This window comes from Bacillus mycoides (assembly GCF_000832605.1).
In the GTDB taxonomy this organism is placed as follows: domain Bacteria; phylum Bacillota; class Bacilli; order Bacillales; family Bacillaceae_G; genus Bacillus_A; species Bacillus_A mycoides.
Map to the genome: position 1 here is coordinate 5,178,143 of NZ_CP009692.1, position 23,102 is coordinate 5,201,244.

17 protein-coding genes and 1 pseudogene are annotated in these 23,102 nt (G+C 34.1%); 1 reads left to right on the forward strand and 17 read right to left on the reverse strand.

The window, feature by feature from the left end; genetic code table 11:
• Positions 1–3 precede the first annotated feature (3 nt).
• The 8 genes from BG05_RS28320 to BG05_RS28355 all read right to left on the reverse strand — a co-directional run bounded on the left by BG05_RS28320 (position 4) and on the right by BG05_RS28355 (position 6,629).
• Entirely contained in the window at positions 4–825 is an 822-nt protein-coding gene (locus BG05_RS28320; protein WP_002125118.1) for a carbohydrate ABC transporter permease, read from the reverse strand.
• The gene (locus BG05_RS28325; RefSeq protein ID WP_002125116.1) at positions 822–1,754 is read right to left on the reverse strand and encodes a carbohydrate ABC transporter permease; all 933 of its coding nucleotides are present in this window, start codon (positions 1,752–1,754) and stop codon (positions 822–824) included. Before BG05_RS28325 ends, BG05_RS28320 begins: the two co-directional genes overlap by 4 nt.
• A complete protein-coding gene (locus BG05_RS28330; protein WP_002169198.1) occupies positions 1,754–2,851 on the reverse strand; it encodes an ABC transporter ATP-binding protein in 1,098 nt (365 codons plus the stop codon). The genes BG05_RS28325 and BG05_RS28330 overlap by 1 nt, the downstream gene beginning before the upstream one ends.
• On the reverse strand, positions 2,848–3,390 hold the full coding sequence (locus tag BG05_RS28335) for a glycerol-3-phosphate responsive antiterminator (protein ID WP_003187230.1): 543 nt from the start codon (positions 3,388–3,390) through the stop codon (positions 2,848–2,850). The genes BG05_RS28330 and BG05_RS28335 overlap by 4 nt, the downstream gene beginning before the upstream one ends.
• A gap of 331 nt (positions 3,391–3,721) precedes the next feature.
• Entirely contained in the window at positions 3,722–4,402 is a 681-nt protein-coding gene (locus BG05_RS28340) for a GNAT family N-acetyltransferase (protein WP_002186906.1), read from the reverse strand.
• 170 nt (positions 4,403–4,572) lie between these two features.
• A complete protein-coding gene (locus tag BG05_RS28345) occupies positions 4,573–5,445 on the reverse strand; it encodes an ankyrin repeat domain-containing protein (protein WP_002125108.1) in 873 nt (290 codons plus the stop codon).
• A 289-nt stretch (positions 5,446–5,734) separates the two neighbouring features.
• Complete coding sequence (locus BG05_RS28350; RefSeq protein ID WP_002125106.1) at positions 5,735–6,238, reverse strand: nitrous oxide reductase accessory protein NosL; 504 nt, start codon at positions 6,236–6,238, stop codon at positions 5,735–5,737.
• A gap of 136 nt (positions 6,239–6,374) precedes the next feature.
• Positions 6,375–6,629, reverse strand: a complete 255-nt coding sequence (locus tag BG05_RS28355; protein ID WP_002169200.1) for a hypothetical protein — start codon at positions 6,627–6,629, stop codon at positions 6,375–6,377.
• 255 nt (positions 6,630–6,884) lie between these two features.
• Here BG05_RS28355 and BG05_RS28360 point away from each other — a divergent pair, with 255 nt between their 5' ends.
• Complete coding sequence (locus BG05_RS28360; protein ID WP_002091080.1) at positions 6,885–8,189, forward strand: CitMHS family transporter; 1,305 nt, start codon at positions 6,885–6,887, stop codon at positions 8,187–8,189.
• A 66-nt stretch (positions 8,190–8,255) separates the two neighbouring features.
• On the opposite strand, the gene BG05_RS28365 is transcribed toward BG05_RS28360, so the two are convergent.
• From BG05_RS28365 to yhbH, 9 genes and pseudogenes are all read right to left on the reverse strand, one after another.
• Positions 8,256–8,948, reverse strand: a complete 693-nt coding sequence (locus BG05_RS28365) for a response regulator (protein WP_002169202.1) — start codon at positions 8,946–8,948, stop codon at positions 8,256–8,258.
• Positions 8,948–10,558 carry an ATP-binding protein gene (locus tag BG05_RS28370; RefSeq protein WP_003187227.1) on the reverse strand — a complete coding sequence of 537 codons (1,611 nt, stop codon included), beginning with the start codon at positions 10,556–10,558 and terminating at the stop codon, positions 8,948–8,950. The genes BG05_RS28365 and BG05_RS28370 overlap by 1 nt, the downstream gene beginning before the upstream one ends.
• Positions 10,559–10,720: 162 nt before the next feature.
• Positions 10,721–11,668, reverse strand: coding sequence for a methyl-accepting chemotaxis protein (locus BG05_RS32245; RefSeq protein ID WP_372584076.1), 948 nt, complete (start codon positions 11,666–11,668; stop codon positions 10,721–10,723).
• 42 nt (positions 11,669–11,710) lie between these two features.
• Positions 11,711–12,697 (reverse strand): annotated as a pseudogene (locus BG05_RS32250) (cache domain-containing sensor histidine kinase); the annotation flags it as partial.
• 259 nt (positions 12,698–12,956) lie between these two features.
• The gene (locus tag BG05_RS28380; RefSeq protein WP_002169205.1) at positions 12,957–14,531 is read right to left on the reverse strand and encodes a flotillin lipid rafts scaffold protein FloT; all 1,575 of its coding nucleotides are present in this window, start codon (positions 14,529–14,531) and stop codon (positions 12,957–12,959) included.
• Between the two features lie 12 nt (positions 14,532–14,543).
• Entirely contained in the window at positions 14,544–15,092 is a 549-nt protein-coding gene (locus tag BG05_RS28385; protein WP_002134284.1) for an NfeD family protein, read from the reverse strand.
• 247 nt (positions 15,093–15,339) lie between these two features.
• The gene (gene colA, locus BG05_RS28390; protein ID WP_033733746.1) at positions 15,340–18,237 is read right to left on the reverse strand and encodes a collagenase ColA; all 2,898 of its coding nucleotides are present in this window, start codon (positions 18,235–18,237) and stop codon (positions 15,340–15,342) included.
• Between the two features lie 302 nt (positions 18,238–18,539).
• Positions 18,540–21,467 (reverse strand): leucine-rich repeat domain-containing protein, encoded by a 2,928-nt coding sequence (locus BG05_RS28395; protein WP_041868019.1) that lies wholly within the window; start codon positions 21,465–21,467, stop codon positions 18,540–18,542.
• Positions 21,468–21,595: 128 nt separating this feature from the next.
• Positions 21,596–22,771, reverse strand: a complete 1,176-nt coding sequence (gene yhbH, locus BG05_RS28400; protein WP_002010376.1) for a sporulation protein YhbH — start codon at positions 22,769–22,771, stop codon at positions 21,596–21,598.
• Positions 22,772–23,102 lie beyond the last annotated feature (331 nt).

Genomic DNA, 23,102 nt, shown 5'->3' on the forward strand with positions numbered 1-23,102 from the left:
TGCTTATTTAATTGCACCTTTTGTTAATCCTTTTTGTAATTGCTTTTGCCCTAAAAATAGTAAAATCAACGTTGGAATGACGATAACCGTAACACCGGCCATTACACTGCCCCAATCAGTTGCAACTTCTTGAGATTGAAGCTGCTTTACACCAATTTGAACCGTTCTTACTTTTTCATCAGTGGTTACTAAGAGCGGCCACAAATACATATTCCACGTTGTTAAAAAGCTATATACTCCAAGCGTAATAAAACTCGTTTTACAATACGGAATTACAACACTGAATAAAAACCTTACATTTCCAATCCCTTCAATAAAAGCAGCTTCTTTCAGTTCATTCGGAAGTGTCATAAAATGTTGACGTAGTAAGAAAATACCGAAAGCTGTTGCAAAAAACGGCACCGTCATCCCAGCAAAACTATTAATCCATCCGAAGTTTTGAATCGTTAAAAAGTTCGGTACCATCGTTGCTTCCCACGGAATAAGCATTGTTGAAATAAACAAGAAGAAAATTAAGTTTCTACCTTTAAACTGAAGAAAAACAAAAGCATAAGCTGCTAAACTGGATACGATAAGTTGTCCAAGCATAACAACTGTCGATACAATTAAACTGTTATATAAGTATGTAAAAAGAGGTACTTTTTGAAAAATATTAATGAAATTATCAAAAGTAAATTGAGTTGGAAATAACCTTCTCATTTGAATATCGTCTGGTGTCATAAAGCTTATTAAAAACGCATACAGTACAGGAAAAAACACCATTACTGCACTAATAATGAGCAGCATGTATAATAGGAAATTTTGTTTCCACTGTTTAACGATCATTTATAATGCACCTTTCTCTCAGCAAACTTAAATTGAATCAATGTAGCAATAAAAATGAAAATAAATAATACCATCGCTTGTGCACTTGCTGTTCCAAATTGATGATTTACAAATGCCTCTTTATAAATCGAGTACACAATTAAATTCGTTGCATCATTCGGTCCACCGTGCGTTAAAATATCAATTTGTCCAAAGCTTTGGAATGCACTAATTAACGTTACTGTCACGATAAAAAATAAAGTTGGTGATAGCATCGGTAATGTGACGCGGCGAAGCTTATGTAAATAACTAGCACCATCTATAGATGCACTCTCATATAAAGACGTATCAATATTTTGTAAACCACCTAATATAACTAAAAATGCAAATCCTGTATTCACCCAAACCGTTGTAACCGATACAGAAAACAGTGCCCAGTCCGGACTCGTTAACCATGCGATTGCCGGAAGATTCATAGAGGCTAATATATTATTAAATAACCCTACACTTGGATGAAATAAAAATAGCCAAATCACTGCACTAGCAGCTACTGATATTCCCATCGTTGAAGAAAACAGTACTCGGAATAACCCGATCCCTCTTACTTTTTCATTTGCAATTAATGCAAGAAATAAGGCGAATACAATACTAGTAGGCACTGTATATAAAACAAATAATAAAGTTGACTTTATACTTTTATAGAAAGCAGGATCCGAAAATAAATATTGATAATTTTCTAAGCCAACGAAAAGATTAGCTTCTCCGTGTATATCTGTTAAATAAAAGCTATAGTAGATCGTCCTAAACAATGGATAGAAAAGAAAAATTGAAAATAACAAAATAGATGGCGCCAAAAACAATAATCCTATTCTTAAATCTTTCGTTCTGCCCCATAAACTCTTCTTTTTTGACACTGTTGTTTGAACTGGTAACTTACCTACTTCAATCATTATTTCGCCACCACTTTCAACTCTTCTTCAGCCACCACTTTTAATCGTTCATTCGTATTTTGGTGAAAGAAGCATAGTTTTTCTTGCGAGAATAATAATTTTACTTTGTCACCTTTGTTCAGGAGTAACTGTCCGATGACTTTCGCACTCCAAGTTGTTCCATTTACCGCAAAGTTTAATATAGATTCATTCCCTAATACTTCTACAGATTGTAGCGTAACTTCTTGTCCTTCCTCAGACAATGCAATATGCTCAGGACGCATGCCGATTCGAATTATTCCTTCTGGTAATTGCTTTAACTGTCCAATAGATAATGGAATTTGCAATTGCCCTATATGTAATATGCCTTTTTCTTTATCCACTTCCCCATCATTTATATTCATAGAAGGAGAACCTATAAAACTTGCAACAAATTCGTTTGCTGGTTCGTTATATATATCAAGCGGTGTTCCAACTTGTTGTATACTTCCTTTATTTAAAACCATAATACGATCTCCCATAGTCATTGCTTCTATTTGATCGTGAGTAACGTAAATCATCGTAATTCCTAATCGTTGCTGAATTTCTCTAATTTCAATCCTCATCTGTGCACGTAATTTCGCATCTAAATTCGAAAGTGGTTCATCCATTAAACAAATCGGTGCTTGACTGACGATGGCCCTAGCAAGTGCAACACGCTGTCTTTGTCCACCTGATAGTTGCCCAGGCTTCATTTTGACATATTCCTTCAACCCTACCATCTCAACAGCTTCCATCAATCGTTTTTGTCGTTCTTCTTTCTGTACTTTTCTTACCTTAAGTCCAAATAAAATATTTTCTTCTACAGATAAATGTGGGTATAGCGCATAATTTTGAAATACCATTGATAGATTACGATCTTTTGGCTCTAAATCATTTGCAACATGTTCATTAATAATTAAATCTCCCGAAGAAATTTCTTCTAAACCAGCCAGCATTCGTAATAATGTACTTTTTCCACATCCCGAAGGTCCAACTAAAACAAAAAATTCTCCTCTTTTAATATGAACTGATACGTCTTTAACTGCTGTCTCTTCCGCATTTTTATATACCTTTGAAACATTTTTCAATTCAATCACAAGGTTGCACTCCTTTTTTCTTCTTGTATCCACACTTCATAATGACTCGTTGAAATTGCACTTGCTCCTGCACGAATTGCGATTTCTGCATCCTCTCGCGTTTGAATCAGCCCACCTGCAATAATAGGGAATTTTATTTCCTCCGCTAGCTGTTTAATAATAGAAGGCATAATGCCAGGCATAATCTCTACTGCATTAGGTTTAGTCGTTTTACAATTTTCAATTGATTTTGTAAGAGATAAAGTATCAACAATAAAAATGCGTTGAATCGTTTTCAATCCAATTTTATTGGCATTTCGAATTGTCGATCCCTTTGTCGAAATAATACCTTGTGCTCCGATAACATCTTGAATATATAAAAGTGCTTCCTCTGTGTTCGTATTTAAGCCTTGTATAAAATCACAATGAAGAAATACATCGTGTCCATGTTTCTGTAGTTCATATACACGCTCTGGTAACTCCAGCATTGAACCAGTCATAAGAAAAACTGTTTCCGGTAATTTTTTGTATGTTTTGTACCCTTCCCAATCCTTTATCATCGCAATATAAGGTTATTTAAACATTTATTCCACCTAGCTTTTCTATTTTTATCCAAACTAAAAACACCTACTTACATAGAACACCTTTCTCCTTATTTGAACTCTAGGGAATAGAGCACACTTAAGAAAGCGGCACGTTATATGTAAGCGGGTGTTCTCAAATGTTCTCTACCCTAGTTATTTTGTTACCTTTACTATATTACGCATTTATTAAGTCAGCTTTGATAAATTGTTAATTAGATGTTAATCGAATGTTAATATTCACCATATTACTTTTACAATAATCTAGATATACGAATAAATCCCAACAGAACACAACAATGTTTAAAATTCAATCAATATGTAAATTCATTCCATAGTTAATGAGTTTTAGTTTTCTCGCCACTGCTTGCGAAGCAAAGTTATCCCAAGAAGTACTATAAAGCGGAATGCGCTTTTCCTCTTGTATTGATAGTGCCCAGGCTGTAACGACATCAGCACCATATCCATTCCCTTGAAACTCCACTAAAGTTTCCACACTTGCCTCAGCAGCTACGGGCGTACTTCTGGCACTGCAACATATAGAAACTACCTTTTCATTTTTTACAATTGCAAAATAAGGTCGCCTCCATTCCATCTGTTCTATTAGATTAGAAAAATTTTCTCGCAAAAGCTCTTTATTCTTCTCTGTTATTTGTATTGTTCTAGTTGGCTTATGTAAATTATTAGGAAACATGAAAGCAGGACCCACCCAAATATTCTCCACCGTTCTCTCTTCATTTAATACTTTAATGATCTTTGCTATCTCAATGTGATTTGAGTATTCTCGAATTAATTTCTCAATCTTACTTATCATTTCACCATGCAGTTTATAATGATACCTCGTTATATTGCCTTCACGAGTTCTGCTAAGAAAAAAACGTGGTGCTTTCAGATTTCCATTTTCATTTACACACTTTATTCTTCCTACTTGATTATGAACAAATAAAACTTCTGCCTGAATTGCTATTAACTCAAGTTCTGAAAATCGCATTTATACCCTCCTTAATTACTATTTTTAGCCTTCTCGATATAGCATCCATCCATTTTTTCAAAACAAAAATCCCATTTAAATACACATTACTGAATCCATCATACTAAAATGACTTCTTCATTCTGTCTATCTAAATGGGATTATTTCGTGCTTTTTATTTCTTCAGCTTGTTATTCCGCCAGTTGTGGTTGCGGCTGTACTACTTCATTCGCTCCAGCTATCCTCAACATATTCGCAATATCTTTAAAACCTCTTTTTTCAGCATATTGCAGCGGCGTAATATTTTCCTTATTGGCCATATTTACATCTGCCCCGTGGTCAATAAGCATTTGAATTACTTTCTTATGACTTTCACTACCATTTCCTAATACAATTACTTCTAATAAAGCTGTTCCACCACGTTCATTCTTATAATTCACATCAATATCTGTATGCTCTAATAATTCTTTAACAACCTCTACATGGCCACGCTCAGATGCAGAAATAAGTGCTGTTCCACCTGACTTAGTCGTTTCCTTCGTATTAACTCCTGCATTAATTAATACTTTTACAATATCCGTATATCCTTCTCTACTTGCATAAAGAAATGGATTACTTTGTTTTTCGTCTTGAATTTCAATATCAGCACCCGCATCAATTAATGCTTTAACTGTCTCTACATGATTTTGATACGTCGCTGCAAGGACAGGCGTTTCTCCGTTGTCACCTTCTACATTGATATTCGCTCCATCTTGGATCAGCTTCATAGCTGTTTCTGTGTCTCCAAGCGTCGCAGAAAGTAGCAACTGTTTGTCCATTAAATTTATACTTTTTTCTTCTTTAGATTCTTCCTGTTCTTTATGCTTTTCTTTTTTCTTTTCGTTTTTCACATGAACCGGTTTTGATTCTGGCTCCTCTTGCTTATCGCAAGCCACTACCGTCATTAAAAGTCCTAATAACATACATAATAAAATTTTTTGTTTTCTCACAACTACAGCTCCTATGAAAGATAATGTTTTCTTAACCATTCCTCCATCACATACAATAACTCTTCTTGAGTACATTTATCCATAAGCCCTTTAGATTCCTTCTTTAATCGGATTATCTTAAACTTATACTATGTTTCTCAACCTATTGGAATGATACGCCTGATGGCCTCATCATTAACATTATGAAGCAATTAGTTTAGCACGTTTTTACCGCATTTGTATATATTTCTAAAAAGTACATAAATGATTGCTTTAGGTTACTATATTCCATTGTAACCGTTCTTCTAAAATTTTTACACCTTTTCTATATTTGCACCTGAGTAATAATAGAAAAAGACAACTATATAGTTGTCTTTTTCTATTATTAATGATGCCCACCGTGATTCCCTGTTTTCGGTTTTCCCATCATCTCTTTATTCATTTCCCATTTATGCTCTGATAGCTCTTTATACGAAAGAACTTTCCCCTTATAGTTAGATACAAAACTCTCTGCATCTTTTTTATTTTTAAATGAAATGACATTATAAGCCATCGGTGTCGTTATTGTTTTATCATATACGTAAGTAGCATCTTCTAACGAAACCCAATCTTTCGAATCATAATCTCGAACAAATTTTTCTTTCGTCTTTTCACCTGAATTGATCTCCATCCATTTATACATGCAGCCAATATCATCAAATTTTAATGCTTTTCCACTCTCCAAAATAATTTCTGTTGTGAATTGATTATCCATTACCCCTATTTGACAAATATCACACTTATCGTTTTTCTCATCAACTGCAACAACTTCTATTTCCTTTTTTCCACACCCTACTATTGTAAATACGAAACATAAACATATAACAAGTACGACATATTTTATCCTCATCAATATTCCTCCCTAAAAACCGTTTACTCCACGAAAAGAATATCAAAAGGTTGTGTGAGATTTGTGAAAAAACAATGTTTTTTTTGTAATATATGGAACAAAAAAGAGATGTGCAGTTACTTCTACACATCTCTCATCATTCACAACCAGTAATTAATAAATCATCTTCTAACTTAACTAATAATGTGTCCGCATCAATGTTCTGTCCAACTTCTACATTTACTAATCTTATATTTCCACTGATGCCTACTGCGATTTTTTCAATCTCACCGTCATTTTTTCGGATCATCATTAATTTCTCCCATTCATATACGTAAGAGGATTCATTAATACAAATCTCTTCTACTATTCCTGTACATGAACTATAAATCTCTTCTATTCTTGTTTCCATTCAAAATCTACTCCCTACTTCACGCGCTTCTCTATTTCACCTTATTCTACCATTCTTGTATACAGGTATTTATCTTTTTAAAAATTCAAAATTACCTCATGAACAAAATGATCAAAATAAAGATTATGTTTCTAATGATGTTATTTCTTTAATTATTTACCATTCGAATTGAACCTTTTATTATAAATAAAAAACCTTTTATCTGAATTTTCGTTTTATATTGAAAGCGCAATCATTTTTTGAGGGGGAGATTACATGGTAGCATTACTTGGATTTGCAATGGTATTCGTCTTTATGTTTTTGATTATGACTAAACGTATGTCAGCCTTAGTAGCATTAATATTAATTCCAATTACTTTCGCATTAATTGGTGGCTTTTATGCCAATATGGGCCCGATGATGTTAGAAGGAATTCAAAAGCTAGCACCTACTGGTATTATGCTTATGTTCGCCATTTTATATTTCGGAATTATGATTGATAGCGGTTTATTCGATCCTGTTATTAGTAAAATTTTAAAATTTGTAAAAGGTGATCCTTTAAAAATTGTTGTTGGTACAGCTATTCTTACTATTATCGTTTCATTAGATGGTGACGGAACAACAACATATATGATTACAGTTTCCGCAATGTATCCACTATATAAACGTCTTGGAATGAATCCACTTATATTAGCTGGGGTTGTTATGTTAGGAGCAGGTGTGACAAATCTTACACCTTGGGGTGGACCAACTGCTCGGGTTATGAGTGCTCTTGGACTTGATGCCTCAGAACTCTTCACACCACTTATACCAGGAATGATTGCTGGTGCAATTTGGGTAGTTTTCGTTGCCTATTATCTTGGAAAAAAAGAAAGAAAACGTTTAGGAATTATGGATGTACAATATTTAAAACAAATGCAAACAATGGATGAGCAAGCTGCGACAGTTGAAGCTGAAATACATAAACGCCCGAAACTGCTATGGATTAACTTTTTATTAACTGCTTCCCTCCTCGTTTGTCTCATACTAGAGATTATGCCGTTACCTGTTTTATTTACAGTCGCTTTTGCTATTGCCGTTATGATTAACTATCCAAACTTAGAGCAACAGAAAGAACGTATTGCTTCTCATGCTGGAAACGTATTAGCGGTTGTTTCTCTCGTCTTTGCTGCTGGAATTTTCACAGGTATTCTATCTGGAACAAAAATGGTAGATGCGATGGCTCAAAGTGTTGTTACTCTTATACCAGATGCACTTGGCCCACAGCTTCCAATTATTACAGCTTTACTAAGTATGCCGTTCACATTTTTCATGTCTAATGATGCTTTTTACTTCGGCGTATTACCTATTTTAACGAAAGCTGCTGCCGCTTACGGAATTAGTGCCGCAGAAATGGGACGTGCTTCGTTACTCGGTCAACCTGTTCACTTACTGAGTCCCCTCGTTGCTTCCACTTATTTATTAGTCGGAATGGCCAAGGTTGATTTTGGTGAACACCAACGATTTACTTTACTTTGGGCTGTTGGAACAACAATGGTTATGTTGATTACTGGAATTGTAATTGGAATTATTCCAATATAAGATGCAACTAGGAAAAACAGTAGAGGAAATGTAATCCTCTACTGTTTTTATTGTTGTGAAAGTCCCCTATGAAGAAACGCGGAAATACCTTCTTTCTGGTCTCCCCACACTTCCATATATAAGCTCCGCATGCACTTTCTTTCCAGAGATCAAATACTCTAAATAGCGCCTCGCAGTTGATCGGCTTACACCTACCATTGAACTTAGCATCTCTGCAGTAATTCCCTCCTCATTAACAGCTAACATATGCTTTTTTATTTTTGCTAACGTTAAAGGATCGATTCCTTTTGGCGCATATTCTATTGGATTTGCCTGCACCCCTCTTTGGGACCATAGATGTTCAATCTGTTCTGAAGATAATTGAGCATTTTTCTTTAACTTCGTAATCTTCTTTTGATAACCTTCTAAACTTGTTTTAAACCGATCAAATGTAAGTGGCTTTACGATATAATCTGTTACCCCGCCTCGTAAAGCATGCCACACTACATCCGTCTCTGATGCGGCTGTAATCATAATAATATCTGTATCATGCAAATTATGCCTAATATATGTGACGAGTTCTGTCCCTTGCATGTCAGGTAAATATACATCTAATAAAACGAGTTGTGGCTTTACAAACTCTAGCCATTCTTTCGCCTGTTCCCCAGTCGTTGCTGTTCCAATTACTTTAAACCCCTCAATTTTTTCAGTAAAACGACGATGAATTTCCGCAATCCGAATATCATCTTCTACAATCAATACTTCAATCCCCTCATTCATTACAATTCGCCTCTCTCTTTCGGTAATGCAATGATAAATAAAGCACCACCTAAATCCCCTTTTTCAATCGCAATACTTCCATTTAAATCTTCCACTAACTCTTTCACTTTCGCTAATCCATATCCACGTTTTTCGCCCGCCTTCGTCGAAAAACCTTTATAGAATATGCTTGTAATTATTTCATCATGAACACCTTGTCCTGAATCTTCCACTTCAATTAATATTTCTTCGCCAATGTCTGTTACAAACATTCTTACTTTCTTATTATGCTCGTGATTTCTTTCAATTGCTTCAAATGCATTCGTAATCAAATTCCCTAAAATAGAAACAACGTAATTACTCTCAATATGCGGACTTAACTCTTCTAAACTACTTTCCCGATCTAACATAAAATCAATCTTCAACTCTCGCGCCCTATTATAAAATCCAATTAAAATCCCACCTAACCATGGATTTTGAATTCGTTTCATAATAAATTGAACGAACTCTTGATATACTGCCGTTTCCTTATGAATAAGCTCTAAAGCATCTTCATAAGACTCTAATTGAATAAGACCTGAAAGCGTATACAATAAATTGTTATATTCGTGTGTTTGCGCCCGTAATGCCTCTGTATATTGCCGTGTTTGAGATAATTCCGCTGTTAATTGATCCATCTCAGATTTCAAGCGCAAGCTGGATACTACACCAGTTACTTTATTATTAACTTTAATAGGTAGGCGATTGGCAATAACATCCTGCCCCTTTATATTTAATTGGCGATCAAATTGTTCTTCTCCAGTTTGAAGTACATCCAGTATCGATGAATTAGGAATAACATCTAAAATAAATTTCCCTATTATATTTTGTTGTTTATCTAAAGAAAGGATATCGTATGCCGCTTGATTTACTAAACTAACCATACCATTTTTATCGATTACTACAATTCCTTCACGTACAGATTGAATAACTGTACTATGCTCCTCGTATAAAGATGAAATTTCTTCTGGCTCCATTCCAAACATCATCCGCTTAATACTTTTAGCTAAATATACAGAGCCAATTATCCCAATTAACAGACCTGTTATTGTAATCCAAAACACACGCTTTCCATACACTTCTATCGCTCCATGAATATCATCCATTGAAAAACCGACAGATACTACACCAATAATTTCATTATCCTGATTACGAATCGGGACTTTTCCGCGTAGTGAAGGCCCTAATGATCCCGTTGCTTTCGAAACATAAGATTCCCCTTCTAATAGAACCCCTTCATTATCTCCGCCAACCATTCTCTCTCCTATTTTATCTCGCTTAGGATGCGCATAACGAATACCATCTTTATTTCCAACTACAATAAAATCAGCATCTGTTTCGATTCGAATTTTTTCTGCAATTGGCTGAATAATAGAAGCTGGATTTTCTTTTTGAAAAGCTTCCCCGATTTCCGGTATAGCAGCAACTGTTTTCGCAACATACAGCGCTCTTTTTCCGATTTGGTCTTCTACTGTTTCAGATAATATGTAGTAAAATAAATAACTCGTTAACAGCAGTACAACAAGAATAAGTGTACTAATAGTTAATGTAATTCTCGGTTGCAGTTTCAATTTCTTCAATTTCAAAATCATTCCCCTAACATCAATGAAGATAGAATTTAAAGAAAATACAGTCTTTTGTTTTCGTATTTAATCATAACACGATTACTATATATTTCTTCACTTTATCTCATTACCGTTGCCATAAAAAAGAAACGAAGTAAAATGATTACCTCGTTTCTTAACACTTGCCTCTTATACTTTAAACTTGCCAATCATCCCTTGTAATTCTTCCGCCATTTGCGATAGATGAACTGCTGCTGCATTTATTTCATCTACTGAAGCTAATTGCTCTTCAGAAGAGCCCGCGATATTTTGGACGCTTGCTGCGTTTTCTTCAATCGTTGCTGCAATTTCATTAATAGATGCACTTACTTGTTTTGCATCTACCGTCATTTGCTTCGCTACTTCTACCATACTATCAATTTGTACTACTGTATCATTTGTAGATTTCAATATTTCTACAAAGCTTTTCTTCGTTTCATTTGCAACTACAAGCCCTGATTGTACCTCTGTCCCAACTTGATTCATAGAGCTTACTGTTTCTTTTATATCAAATTGTATCTCTTTCACTAGCTTATCAATTTCCGTAGAAGATTGTCCCGATTGTTCTGCTAATTTCCGTACTTCATCGGCTACAATTGCAAAACCTCTTCCTTGTTCCCCAGCTCTTGCAGCCTCAATTGCAGCATTTAATGCTAATAAGTTTGTCTGCTCTGCAATATGTTGAATCACTTCAAGGATTGCTCCAATTTGTTTCGACTTATCATCTAATAAAACAATGACTTTATCTGACTTTGAAACAGACTCATGAATTAATTGCATTTGATTCACAGTTTGCTCAACTAACTTTCCACCATCTTCAGCTTTTTTCTTCGTATACATAGAGGCTGTAGATACTAATGAAGAACTATCTGCAACACGCTGAACTCCTTCTGTAACTTCTTCTAATAATGTTGCTCCTTCTTCAACTTCTCTCGTTTGTATTTCAGCCCCACTCGATACTTGCTCTATCGCCTGTGTAATTTGTTCCGTTGCTTCACTTGTCTGCTTCATGCTAGCTGTTAATTCTTCTGAAGATGCTGCTACATGACTTGCTGAAATATTTATATTTGAAATGACATTATGTAATGATAATGCCATCTCGTTAAAGCTTTCTCCTAACTGCCCAATTTCATCTTTAGAATGAACTGTAATTGATTCTGTTAAATCACCTTCACTAATTTTTTTCGATGATATTACAAGTTGTTTTAACGGTTTAATAATAGAAGCAATTATAAAGTAAATTAAAACCCCGCCGATCATTAATGAAATACCAATAACAGTTATCGTTTTATAGAAAATAGGCTCCGCCGCTTGAATAATTTCTTTTGAAGGCATAATTCCTGCTATTTTCCATCCAGTTTTCTTACTCGTTTTAAAAGTAATATTACGATCTTCACCATCTAATGAATAATGAAAATCACCAGCTTCCTGTTTATAAAATTCCTTACTAAGTTTCTCTTCTAATTTCTCTCCTGGCTTCAGTGTCGGGTGTGCGACTACATTTTTATCTTGATCAAATATCGCTACATACCCTTCCTTACCGATATTAACCATCTTAGAAGTAGTTACAATATCATTGATAATTAAGTCAATCCCGAGAACACCACTTTTATCTTCGTTTTGTTTTGCTAGTGTAATAACAATATTCCCTGTCGTTTTTGACTTATATGGAGCAGTTACAATCACTTCTCCGCTTTTTTTCACTGCCTCTTTATACCAATCTCTTTCTGTAGGATTATATCCTTCGGGCATTTGAATAGCTGGTGATTGAATAAATTGTCCATTACTAGATCCTGTATAGATCGCTTCCATTTCTGGATGTAATTTATTATATTCTTCTAGTTTATTTTGGATGTTTTGAATTTGATCCGCTTGGTAACTTGATTGTGTAAATAATTTCGTAAAATAAGTTGCATCTACTTTTTTACTATCCAATTCCTTATTAATTACATTATCCAAAATTTTTATATTATCTTTCGCCGATTTTAAAATCGTTTCATTAAAATTTGTTTTCGCCTGCTGATAAGATGTCCAACCAATTACAATACTTGGAAGAATTAAAATAATAATAAATGACACAAGTAACTTTGTTTTTAAACTACTACTCCTTAATTTCCTTTGAAACATATTCCTACCCCTTCATACCGTTTTACATGCAATAACTTACGATTAATCTATTTATAAAAATTATAAGATATAAATACGTTAATGAGACTCTTTATTTCTCTTTACTCATCTTTCTAAATTTAAAAGATTATTGCATACATACTTCATTCTATAAAAATTTAATAATTAAAACAATGTATAAAAATGTATATTATTCGAAATATTATAATTCACAGAAGAACCTCTAGTATCCCACTTACTAGAGGTTCTTTCCATCTTACTATTCTTTAGTTTTTTCTACTTCTTTTTCCTTATCTTCTACTACAGATACAACAGGTTTATCATTTGCTAATTGTTGTACTGCCCCTTTTCCTGCAAACCCTTCTAATAACTCTTTTAAATCAATACCAGAAGAAGCTTTTAGTGTTTCTTGCATTGTTGCCATTAAATCAGTCGCATAGCCTGCAACCTTCCCGGCACCGCTATTCTTACCACCGCCGCCTGTATCAACAACTGTAATTTTATCAATATTGCTAAGTGGACTTGCAATTTCTTTCGCATAACTTGGAAGCATTTTAAGAACCATATCCATAATTGCCGCTTGACCATATAGTTCAAATGCCTCTGCAATTTTTTGTTTCGCTTCCGCTTCTGCTAAACCTTTTAATCTGATAACATCTGCTTCTGCTGTACCTTGCGCTTTTTGTACTTCCGCTTTCGCTTGACCTTGCGCTTTTTCAATTTCTGCTTTTGCTAAACCTTCTACACGTACTTCTTCTGCACGTGCTCTTGCTTCTGCTTCAATTTTATATTGATCCGCATCTGCTTTTTTCATTTGTTTTACTTTTTCCGCTTCGGCTGATTGTTCAACAGCATAGCGATCTGCATCTGCCTTTTTCTTTACTTCTGCATCGTATTGCTTTTCACGACGCGCAATCTCTTTTTCTTCTAACTCAATTTGCTTTTCACGCTCAATGATTTTAACTCGCATTTGCTCTTCTGTAACACCTTGTTGCGCTTTCGCTTGTTGTAATTCGTAAGAAAGATCTGCATCTGCACGAGCTTGTTCCTGGTCTCTCTTATAAGATTGTACTTTTAATTCCTTATGTTTTTCAGCTTCAGCGATTTGTGCATCACGCTGGTACTCTGCTTCTTTCGCTTCTTTCTCAGCACGAGCTTTTTCAATTCGTGCCTCTTTTTCACGCTCTGCATTCGCAACTGTTGCATCACGCTTAACCATTGCAATTTGCGGCTGACCAAGTGCATCTAGGTAGCCGTTTTTATCCATTATTTCTTTAATTGTAAAGGAAACGATACGAAGACCCATCTTCTTCAGATCAGTAGAAGCTACTTCATGTACCTTTTGTGCGAATTGCTCTCTATTACTATACGCATCTTCTACTGTCATAGAAGATAAAATAGCACGTAAATGCCCTTCTAAAACTTCTTTTGCTTCTATTTTCAACTCTTCTGTTTCTTTTCCTAAATATTGTTCAGCCGCTGTAGAAACTTCTTCAATTGTCGATCCTACTTTAATAATAGAAACACCGTTTACTGTAATCGGTACACCCTGCTTCGTATACGTATCACGTGTACCAACTTCTAATTTGTAGTTTAGTAAGCTAAGAGGTTCTCCCCTTTGCATAATTGGAACTACGAAAGTACCGCCACCGCGAATAATCTTAATCTTCTTTCCGTCATCAGTGATAACAACATTCTTTCCACCACCAAGCCAGTTCCCTGTCACAATTAATGCTTCATCTGGGCCAACTGTTCGATACTTCGTAATGAATACTAAAATAAGTAGAATTAAAATTGCGAGTAAAACTCCACCGATAATTAATGGAATCGTCATGTAAATTCCCCCTTATAATTTTGGTTTTTTTAAAGAATAAGCGATGTTCTGTACAAGTAAAACACCATCTTGAACTCCCTCAATAATGACCTCGGTTCCTTGTGAAATATCTTTCTTTCCAATTGTTTTCGCTGGTATTGCATTACTTCCAAATGGAGAGGAGATTAACACTTCTCCAAATCCTTCTGTAGGAATTGTCGTAATGACTTCTCCCTTGCGACCAATGAATTCATCCATACGTTGCACCGTATTTTGTTCTGCTTCTGCAATCGGTTTTAAAATTAATATTTTCATTATGAAAACACCGATAAAAGATATAGCAAATGAACCAGCAAAAATAATAGTACTATTAAAGGAAAATAAATATTCTCCTATATAACTAAGTCCACATAACATGGCGAAGAAACTAAGTAGTAAAGTAACAACGGATACAGATCCGCCCCCAAAACTAAATATTGATTCAAATATATCTCCAAAGAAAATATAAATAACAGTGAGTATAGTAGCAATAATAAATCCATATAAATAAATTGTTTCAAGTGGATAACCAAACAAGACCATTTCTTATCCCCCTTTCTTAAACAATCCCTTTTTTTGTTATATGTATGCCCCACCTCTTTCAAAGATTATCGTTCTTAATTTTCAGTTATTTATCTTTTAAAGAAAAGCCTGTAAGACAGGCCTCTAAAAAAGAACAGGAGAAACCTATTGTGACAGGCTCCTCCTAGTAAATAACCGATATATTGTATATCTATATAATATACTATTTTCCACAAAAAGTAAAGTTAAACATACATTGGAAAAGCACTTATTTTACTGATAATGCATACGCTCCATCGCCATTATCATATTTATATACATACAAGTAATACTTACCTGGTTTTGCATTAAATTTTGCTTCTATATGATTTCCATTAGCTTGACCGTAAGCTGCGTAATTTTGCATATTTGATTCATGGTGAAGTACCCATGTCATCCCGATTCCATGCTCATTTAAAACAGAAATATCGATATCTTTCGCTGATGCCACATTAAATGTATAAACATCGGTGTGATCCCCGCCGATAAGGCTACCTTTTATAGTAGTATTTAGCCCGATACGATTTGCTTCTTCTGGACGATTATTTGGTTCTGATTCTGTTACACTTCCATCTTTAATTGTAACAGTTGTTTCGCTTCTACTCTCTTTTCCTTTATCATCTTTTACTACTAACGCTACTTTATAAGTTCCTTCTCTTTCATATGCATGTACTGGATTAACTTCTTTACTTGTTCTTCCATCCCCGAAGTCCCATAAATAAGAAACGATTTTTCCATCTTCATCGTTTGATCCATCACTTTTGAATTGAATTCCTTCTTTTACAAGCCCGTTATAAGGTCCGTTTACATTAACCGTCGGGGCTTTATTTTCTCCGTCATCTTTTGCGATACCGTGGAAGACTACATCATATTCAAATTGATTAGAGCTATTCACACGGTAATTGACGAAATATGCTGTAACAGTTTTGTAGCCACTCCATTCTTTTTGCGCCAATTGTTCTAAAGCTTCATTTACTCTTTTACTCATTGCTTTCCAGTCTTCTGACTCACCTTTTGTTACACTACCTGTAAACGTACCTTCTAATGTAAATGTATTAAAGAATTGAGATGTATGCTTTGTCATTTTTGTATCTTTCATAGACAACGTTTCACTAATTTCTTTCTTCACTTCTGTTAGTGCTTTTGGTGCATGTTCAGCTAAATAATCATCTGCTACTTCCGGCACATTGTACTTATCTTGATTATCAATTAACTGCTGCATATACTCTTGATACTCTTTATTTAACTTAGAATCTTTACTTAAAGTCTCACGATACGTATCATAATTTCCCACATCATTCGCACGAATTAAATCTTGAATTTTATCAAACGTTTCAAATTGATGAGTATATAAGTAAGACTGCAATGCGAACGAGTAGTTATAGAAATCCCAAGAACCATATTTAGCAAATAGTGTACGCTCTGCTGTATAACGGCTTGCAGGATCAGATGATAATCCACTAATGATGCTCTTTCTTGGTACAACGTTATTTGTACGAGTAGATCCTGCGAAAAATTCTGCATTCCCTTCTTGGAACCAAGTTAATCTTTCATTTTGATACATATCTCCTCTTCCAAATAAACCGGGAACTTCATATCTCCCTTGAAGATAATGAGTAAACTCATGACGGAATAACTCTTCTAAACTATAAATACTTTGCTCTGGCGTACGCTCATATGTAAAGAATGTCCCTGTCTCTTCAATATAAATTCCACCGTTGTTTGTTTCATATCCATACAATTGTCTATTTAACTGGTATTCGTCTGGAGTATTATAGATTACTATCGTTAATACGTCGTCTGCATTACCTTGTTCTAAAGCTTTGTCATTTCCGATCACACGGTGATATTGCGCTTTTACTTCCTTCGCAGCCCAATATAATCTCTTAATTTTTTCTTCTGACACTTTATCCCCAGTTTTAAATACAATAGATCCATCATCGAATGTATACGTTTTTGGTAAGTATTGCTCTTTTCCTTCTTTACGTATCTTCTCTAAATCTACCGTATTCCCGCTATAATCTTTCCCATTATAGTTTGTTGTAATTTGTTCTACTGCAACAAAATACGACTCACTTAAACGCGGGTACATATGCATTGCTTGTGTAACAACCTCTAATCCTTTATTTGGATTACTATGAAACTTACCTAAACGACTAGCAAAATAAATTCCATTATTAACGAGCCACTTATTTTCTGGCGTTACTTCATTTAAAAGAGCAATACGATTTATTTCATTAATAAACCCATCTACTTTTCCATACCACATCGTTTCATTCGCTTCTTTACGAGCCTCATTTAAGTAAGACTGTATATCATAATCAATGCCTTGCATCATATCGTATACAGCTTGTCCCTTCATACGATCGTCTACATATGCATTAAAATTATCATTATATTGTTTTAAAATATTCGATGCGTATTGCACCGTTTCAACATCACTTGATGCATTACTAATTAATTTTCCGTATGCAGATACGACTGTATCTTGCTCATTTGTTCCAAGCTTAAAGTTGGGATTTTTCGCAATAGCTTTTAACGCTGGTAAACATTTGTCCTGGAAGCTTCTTTCATTTAAGTCGCTTAATTCATTATTATAAAATGCAAGATAAAAAGCTGAACGTAACACTTCAGTAAACGTTTGAATTCCTTTTGAATCATCTTTCGTAAATGTACTACCTCTATGAGCTAATTCGTCTATAATTACTTGCATTTTTCCGTTATCTTTATAAAAGGCTTTTGCATCTTCATTAAACTGGAATAAGTCTGTAATTTGGTGCCACTTAATACTGCCTAACGTTTCAATTAATTCTTGATCATTCATTTTGTTTAAATCAGCCATTGAATAGCTTTCTTTAGCTTGCTTTACTGCCGAGTTCTTCGTAATAGATGCTGGTCGCTGTGAAAAATCTCCTACTTTTAAACGTTCTTGAAATGATAGTGTTTCCTCGGCTTTAGAAGCGTGTCCGATCTCATCTACTGGTTTTTCAATTCCAACTGGTTTCGAATGCAATACATTATACGGTACCTTTTCTTCTGCTGATACATTCGTTTGAATTGCTCCGAGCGATAGCGCCATTGTACTAATACTAAGCAACACTTTATTGATCTTTGATTGCTTGTTCATATTATTGCCCCCTATTTATATATTCCATTCAAGAAATTAACATATTATCTTGATGAAATGATATAAAATGCAATATTTCATATTATTTCTTCATACATTTTGAACATATAGTGAACGAAAGAGACTTACAGTTTCCGCTACAGTTGCTCCATTATTTAAGCAATCGAAACATCCTCGTATTAATATCCTTCCCCTATTCAAAAAGCCCTTATCATAAGCATATTTCAACATGAAATTGCTATAATAAGGTCTTCTCAAAAACTTATATAATCATTTTGTATAATAATAAGATAAAACGTTATTTATTTCTTAAATAATCTCTTTCTAAATACAAACATACTTAATGCTGAAAGAACAAGTGCTAATCCAGAAAGTAAGGTCGGTGTGTTAGCTTGACCACCAGTTGCTGCTAAAGACTTCTGATTTTCCTCTTGCTTATTAGCATGTTGTTTATTTGAATCTTTTTCTTTCGCACTCTCTTGTCCTACCACTTTTACTGGACCAACTTGATTATTCCCTTTTGGCTCTTGATCCAATCCAGTTGCTGATTCTTTTACCTCTTCTTTTGTACCTGCAACTTCTTTCGCCGGCTCTTTTACTTCTTCTTTTGTTTCTTCAACTTCTTTTATCGGCTCTTTTACTTCTTCTTTTGTTTCTTCAATTTCTTTTACCGGCTCTTTTACCTCTTCTTTTGTACCTGCAACTTCTTTCGCCGGCTCTTTTACTTCTTCTTTTGTTTCTTCAACTTCTTTTACCGGCTCTTTTACTTCTTCTTTTATTTCTTCAATTTCTTTTACCGGCTCTTTTACTTCTTCTTTTGTTTCTTCAACTTCTTTTATCGGCTCTTTTACTTCTTCTTTTATTTCTTCAATTTCTTTTACCGGCTCTTTTACTTCTTCTTTTGTTTCTTCAATTTCTTTTACCGGCTCTTTTACTTCTTCTTTTTCAACTATATTCTGGATAACTGTTCCGTTAAAGCTTATACTAGTTTCATCCGAATCTAAATCAAATTTATATACCTTTTCACCTGGAGTACTCCATTTCATTACTCCGTTATTAAACGTTCCACCCTCACTTGTTAGTTTAATATTCTCAATAGTTTCTCCTTCTAAGTCATATACCGGAACTTGAATTTCTTCATTTACTTTCGCTTCATTTAAAATGATTTTTTGTCTTCCGGCATCAATTGAAAACCATTGACCTAATTGTATTAACGGCCTTACATCACGAATCTCATTTCCAGCTAATTTTAAACTGAGTAGGTCTAACATTGAGCCAAGAACTGATACATCTTTAATATGATTATCCGCAAGGTTTAACCACTGTAAATTTTCCAGTGAAGATAACGGCGTTATATCTTCAATTTTATTATGAGATACATTCACGTCTTTCAATTGTTTCAAGTTTGAAATGAACTCAATATTTTTCAACCCTACTCCTTCTAAAGTGAGATTTTCTAAGTTCGTCATGTATTCTAAACCAGTTAGATCTTTTATCTCTTTTCCTTTTTCTTTAAGTATCTCTAATGTTTTAATCTGTAATAAATCTTCTTTTGTTATAGGGGCATTTAGATTCTCTCTACCAAAATTCTTGTTATTAATATGTTGTTGTAAATTTTTATCAAGAATTACATTTTTACTTTCTGTTTGTTTTTCAACTATACTTTGTATAACCGTCCCATTAAATCTTATTTTACTTTCAGCAGGATTCGTATCTAGTTTAAATTCATATATTTTTTCTCCAGGACTATTCCATTTTATAAATCCGTTACTCAGCGTAGCCCCCTCACTTTTCAATTTAATATTTTGAAGTGGCTCTCCTTTAAAATTGTATACTGGAATTTTTATTTCTTCATCTACGCTTGCTTCATCTAAAAAGATTTTTTGTCTTTGAATATCTATTGAAGTTCGCTTACCCAATTCCTCAACAGACTTTATGTCAGAAATTTCATTCGCTCCAAGATTTATCTCATGTAAATTTGTTAAATTACTCAGTGGCGATATATCAGAGATATAATTCTCTTCTAAATTCAATACTTGTATTTTTACTAATTTAGATAATGGTGATATATCTTTTATTTCACTATCAGCAATTTCTAGTTCAATAAGATTACTCATTTTACTAATAGGCTCAACATCACTAATTTTATTATTTCCTATCCATAATAGATTCACATTCTTTAACTTCTCAATACCCGAAAGATTACTAATTTGATTATTTGCTAAGTATACTTCTTCTAACGATAACACTGTAAATAATGGTGTAAGATCCTTTATATTATTACCAATTAAATCTAATATTTTAATCTTTTTCATTTGACTTAACGGTGTAAGATCTGCAATTTTGTTATCTCTTAAAAAGAGCATGTCAAGATTCTCTAGCTTAGAAACGGGTTGAATGCTTTCAATTGGACTAGAGGATAAATCTAAATATTTCAAATGTCTCAATCCCGAGATAACAGATATGTCTGTTACATTAGACTCTCTTAATGTCAACTTCTCTAAGTTTGTCATATATTCTAAACCAGCTATTTCATTTATCCCCTCACCTGAGTATATGGATAATGTTTTAATTTGTAATAAATCTTCCTTCGTTATAGGTTCATTTATATTTTTTCTCTCTAAGTTATATTTATTAATATGCATTTGCAATTGCTTATCTACTATTACATTTCCATCTTGTTGATCCACTGTATCCTCTTTATTTTCCTTTTGATCTTTTGGAACATTGTTTTCTAGATTTAACGCATTTACTTCAAACTGCACCTGGTACTTATTATCATAGGCCATTGTCGGAATATAAATATGCATTTGCATATTATATCTTTTTCCTAATTCTCCAACTTCAAATTGAATAACCTTCGTCCCATTTTTCTTTTTATCCTCTGATATGACTTTTACATCATGGAATACACCAGGAGTATCAATATCCTCTGTTTTCAAGTATTCGAAGAAATCACTATCACTTAACGTTGCCGTTACAATTTTCTTCCCATTCTCAATAGTTAATTTAGGATCTTTTATATAAACAGCTGCCATAGACTCTTCATTCGTTTTATCTTTATACGCTTTAATAACAGCATCATATGTACCATCTTCTAAAGCATGTCCAGTTTTGTTCGCCTCAATTGCTACAGCTGCTAAAGCAGACGTTGAATACGTAGCAAATGGAAGTGATAACGCCGCAGCGATAATCATCGCATTTATATGTTTTCTTTTAGTTTTTTTCAACTTTACATCTCCTCCAAAATATATAAATCGAAATGTAATCATTTCTCGAATAAATGATAATGATTTTCATTATCATTGTCAACTAAAAAAATAAAAAGTTTACAAAAAAATAACCCCTTTACAAGGGGTTATGCCATTTTTTCTCCTGATTCTTCTTTAAAAAAGCTCTTCATCGCATGAAATACATCTGCTTTTTGCTTTAAAATATAATATCTGAAATTCTCGTCTTTAATATTTTTATATGCTGACATAAGCGTACTGTGGCGGTTGTACTGATTCACTTCCCCATACCCAAACATATTACATTTTTTCATCAACTCTTCCACAAGCTTTACGCATCTAGCATTATCCGAAGTTAAATTATCACCGTCTGAAAAATGGAATGGATAAATATTATAACGGTCTGGTGAATATTTATTATCGATTAACTCAAGTGCTTTTTTGTATACGGAAGAACAGATCGTTCCACCACTTTCCCCTTTTGAGAAAAACTCTTCTTCTGTGACGACCTTCGCTTCCGTATGGTGAGCAATAAACTCAATGTCTACGGTTTCATACTTTGTGCGTAAAAATCTTGTCATCCAGAAAAAGAAGCTACGTGCCATATACTTCTCCCATATCCCCATCGATCCACTCGTATCCATCATCGCTAATACAACAGCTTTTGAATCTGGCTTTAACACTTCATTCCAAGTACGGAACTTTAAATCTTCTTGGTGAATTGGATGGAAAGATGCTTTACCACGCATTGCATTTCGTTTATATGCAGATATCATCGTCCGTTTCTTATCAATATTTCCCCATAATCCTGTTTTTCTAATATCATTAAATTCAATATGTTCAATCCGGTTTTCATCCATTTCTTTTCTCTTTAAATTAGGCAGCTCTAACTCTTTGAAAAACGCTTGCTCCAATTCTAAAATTGAGACTTCTGCTTCATAATAATCTTCTCCAGCTGCATCTCCTGCCCCTTGCCCTTTTCCTGGTCCCTTCTGCTTTTGACCACCTGATCCATCTCTTGCAACAACATCACCAACTTTGCTGTCACCGTTTCCTTGCCCAACGTGTTTGTTTTTATCATAATTGTATCTAATCTTATATTCATCTAAAGAACGAATCGGTATTTTCACAACATCCTTGCCATTAGACATAACTATACTTTCTTCTGTTACAAGGTCTGGTAAATTATTTTTGATTGCCTCCTGCACTTTTTCTTGATGGCGTTGTTGGTCGTCATATCCTTTGCGATGGAGGGACCAGTTTTCCTGTGAAATCGTGTAATTTGGTTGGTTTTCTTCGCTCATTCCTTTCCCTCCTTACTGTAATTGTCTTCCCCTATGAACAGCAATCTATAATTTTGTTTTCTAGTGTGCGTAACTAGAATATTTGAAAAATAACTGTTCATCGAAAATCATCCCATAAACATATATAGCGTTTTTCATACAATACTCCGAGCATCCTAAACAAAATTTTGCCACTCACATAATAAGAAAGAAACATTCAGCCGTTGATAAGAAAGAAACACAATGCATTGTTGCACACATTTTCGTTTTGCAACATATTGTATTGTGTTGGCTTTTTTGTATGAATGGTTGGTTACTCTATCATATGCATATTGTAAAAATAATTGACAAG

Coding starts and splice junctions, on each gene's coding strand:
- BG05_RS28350 (WP_002125106.1), bottom strand. CDS start 6,238: ATGAGGATAAAATATGTCGTACTTGTTATATGTTTATGTTTCGTATTT.
- BG05_RS28360 (WP_002091080.1), top strand. CDS start 6,885: ATGGTAGCATTACTTGGATTTGCAATGGTATTCGTCTTTATGTTTTTG.
- yhbH (WP_002010376.1), bottom strand. CDS start 22,771: ATGAGCGAAGAAAACCAACCAAATTACACGATTTCACAGGAAAACTGG.
- BG05_RS28365 (WP_002169202.1), bottom strand. CDS start 8,948: ATGAATGAGGGGATTGAAGTATTGATTGTAGAAGATGATATTCGGATT.
- BG05_RS28345 (WP_002125108.1), bottom strand. CDS start 5,445: ATGTACTCAAGAAGAGTTATTGTATGTGATGGAGGAATGGTTAAGAAA.
- BG05_RS32245 (WP_372584076.1), bottom strand. CDS start 11,668: ATGGCATTATCATTACATAATGTCATTTCAAATATAAATATTTCAGCA.
- BG05_RS28320 (WP_002125118.1), bottom strand. CDS start 825: ATGATCGTTAAACAGTGGAAACAAAATTTCCTATTATACATGCTGCTC.
- BG05_RS28335 (WP_003187230.1), bottom strand. CDS start 3,390: ATGATAAAGGATTGGGAAGGGTACAAAACATACAAAAAATTACCGGAA.
- colA (WP_033733746.1), bottom strand. CDS start 18,237: ATGAACAAGCAATCAAAGATCAATAAAGTGTTGCTTAGTATTAGTACA.
- BG05_RS28340 (WP_002186906.1), bottom strand. CDS start 4,402: ATGCGATTTTCAGAACTTGAGTTAATAGCAATTCAGGCAGAAGTTTTA.
- BG05_RS28355 (WP_002169200.1), bottom strand. CDS start 6,629: ATGGAAACAAGAATAGAAGAGATTTATAGTTCATGTACAGGAATAGTA.
- BG05_RS28385 (WP_002134284.1), bottom strand. CDS start 15,092: ATGGTCTTGTTTGGTTATCCACTTGAAACAATTTATTTATATGGATTT.
- BG05_RS28325 (WP_002125116.1), bottom strand. CDS start 1,754: ATGATTGAAGTAGGTAAGTTACCAGTTCAAACAACAGTGTCAAAAAAG.
- BG05_RS28370 (WP_003187227.1), bottom strand. CDS start 10,558: ATGATTTTGAAATTGAAGAAATTGAAACTGCAACCGAGAATTACATTA.
- BG05_RS28380 (WP_002169205.1), bottom strand. CDS start 14,531: ATGACGATTCCATTAATTATCGGTGGAGTTTTACTCGCAATTTTAATT.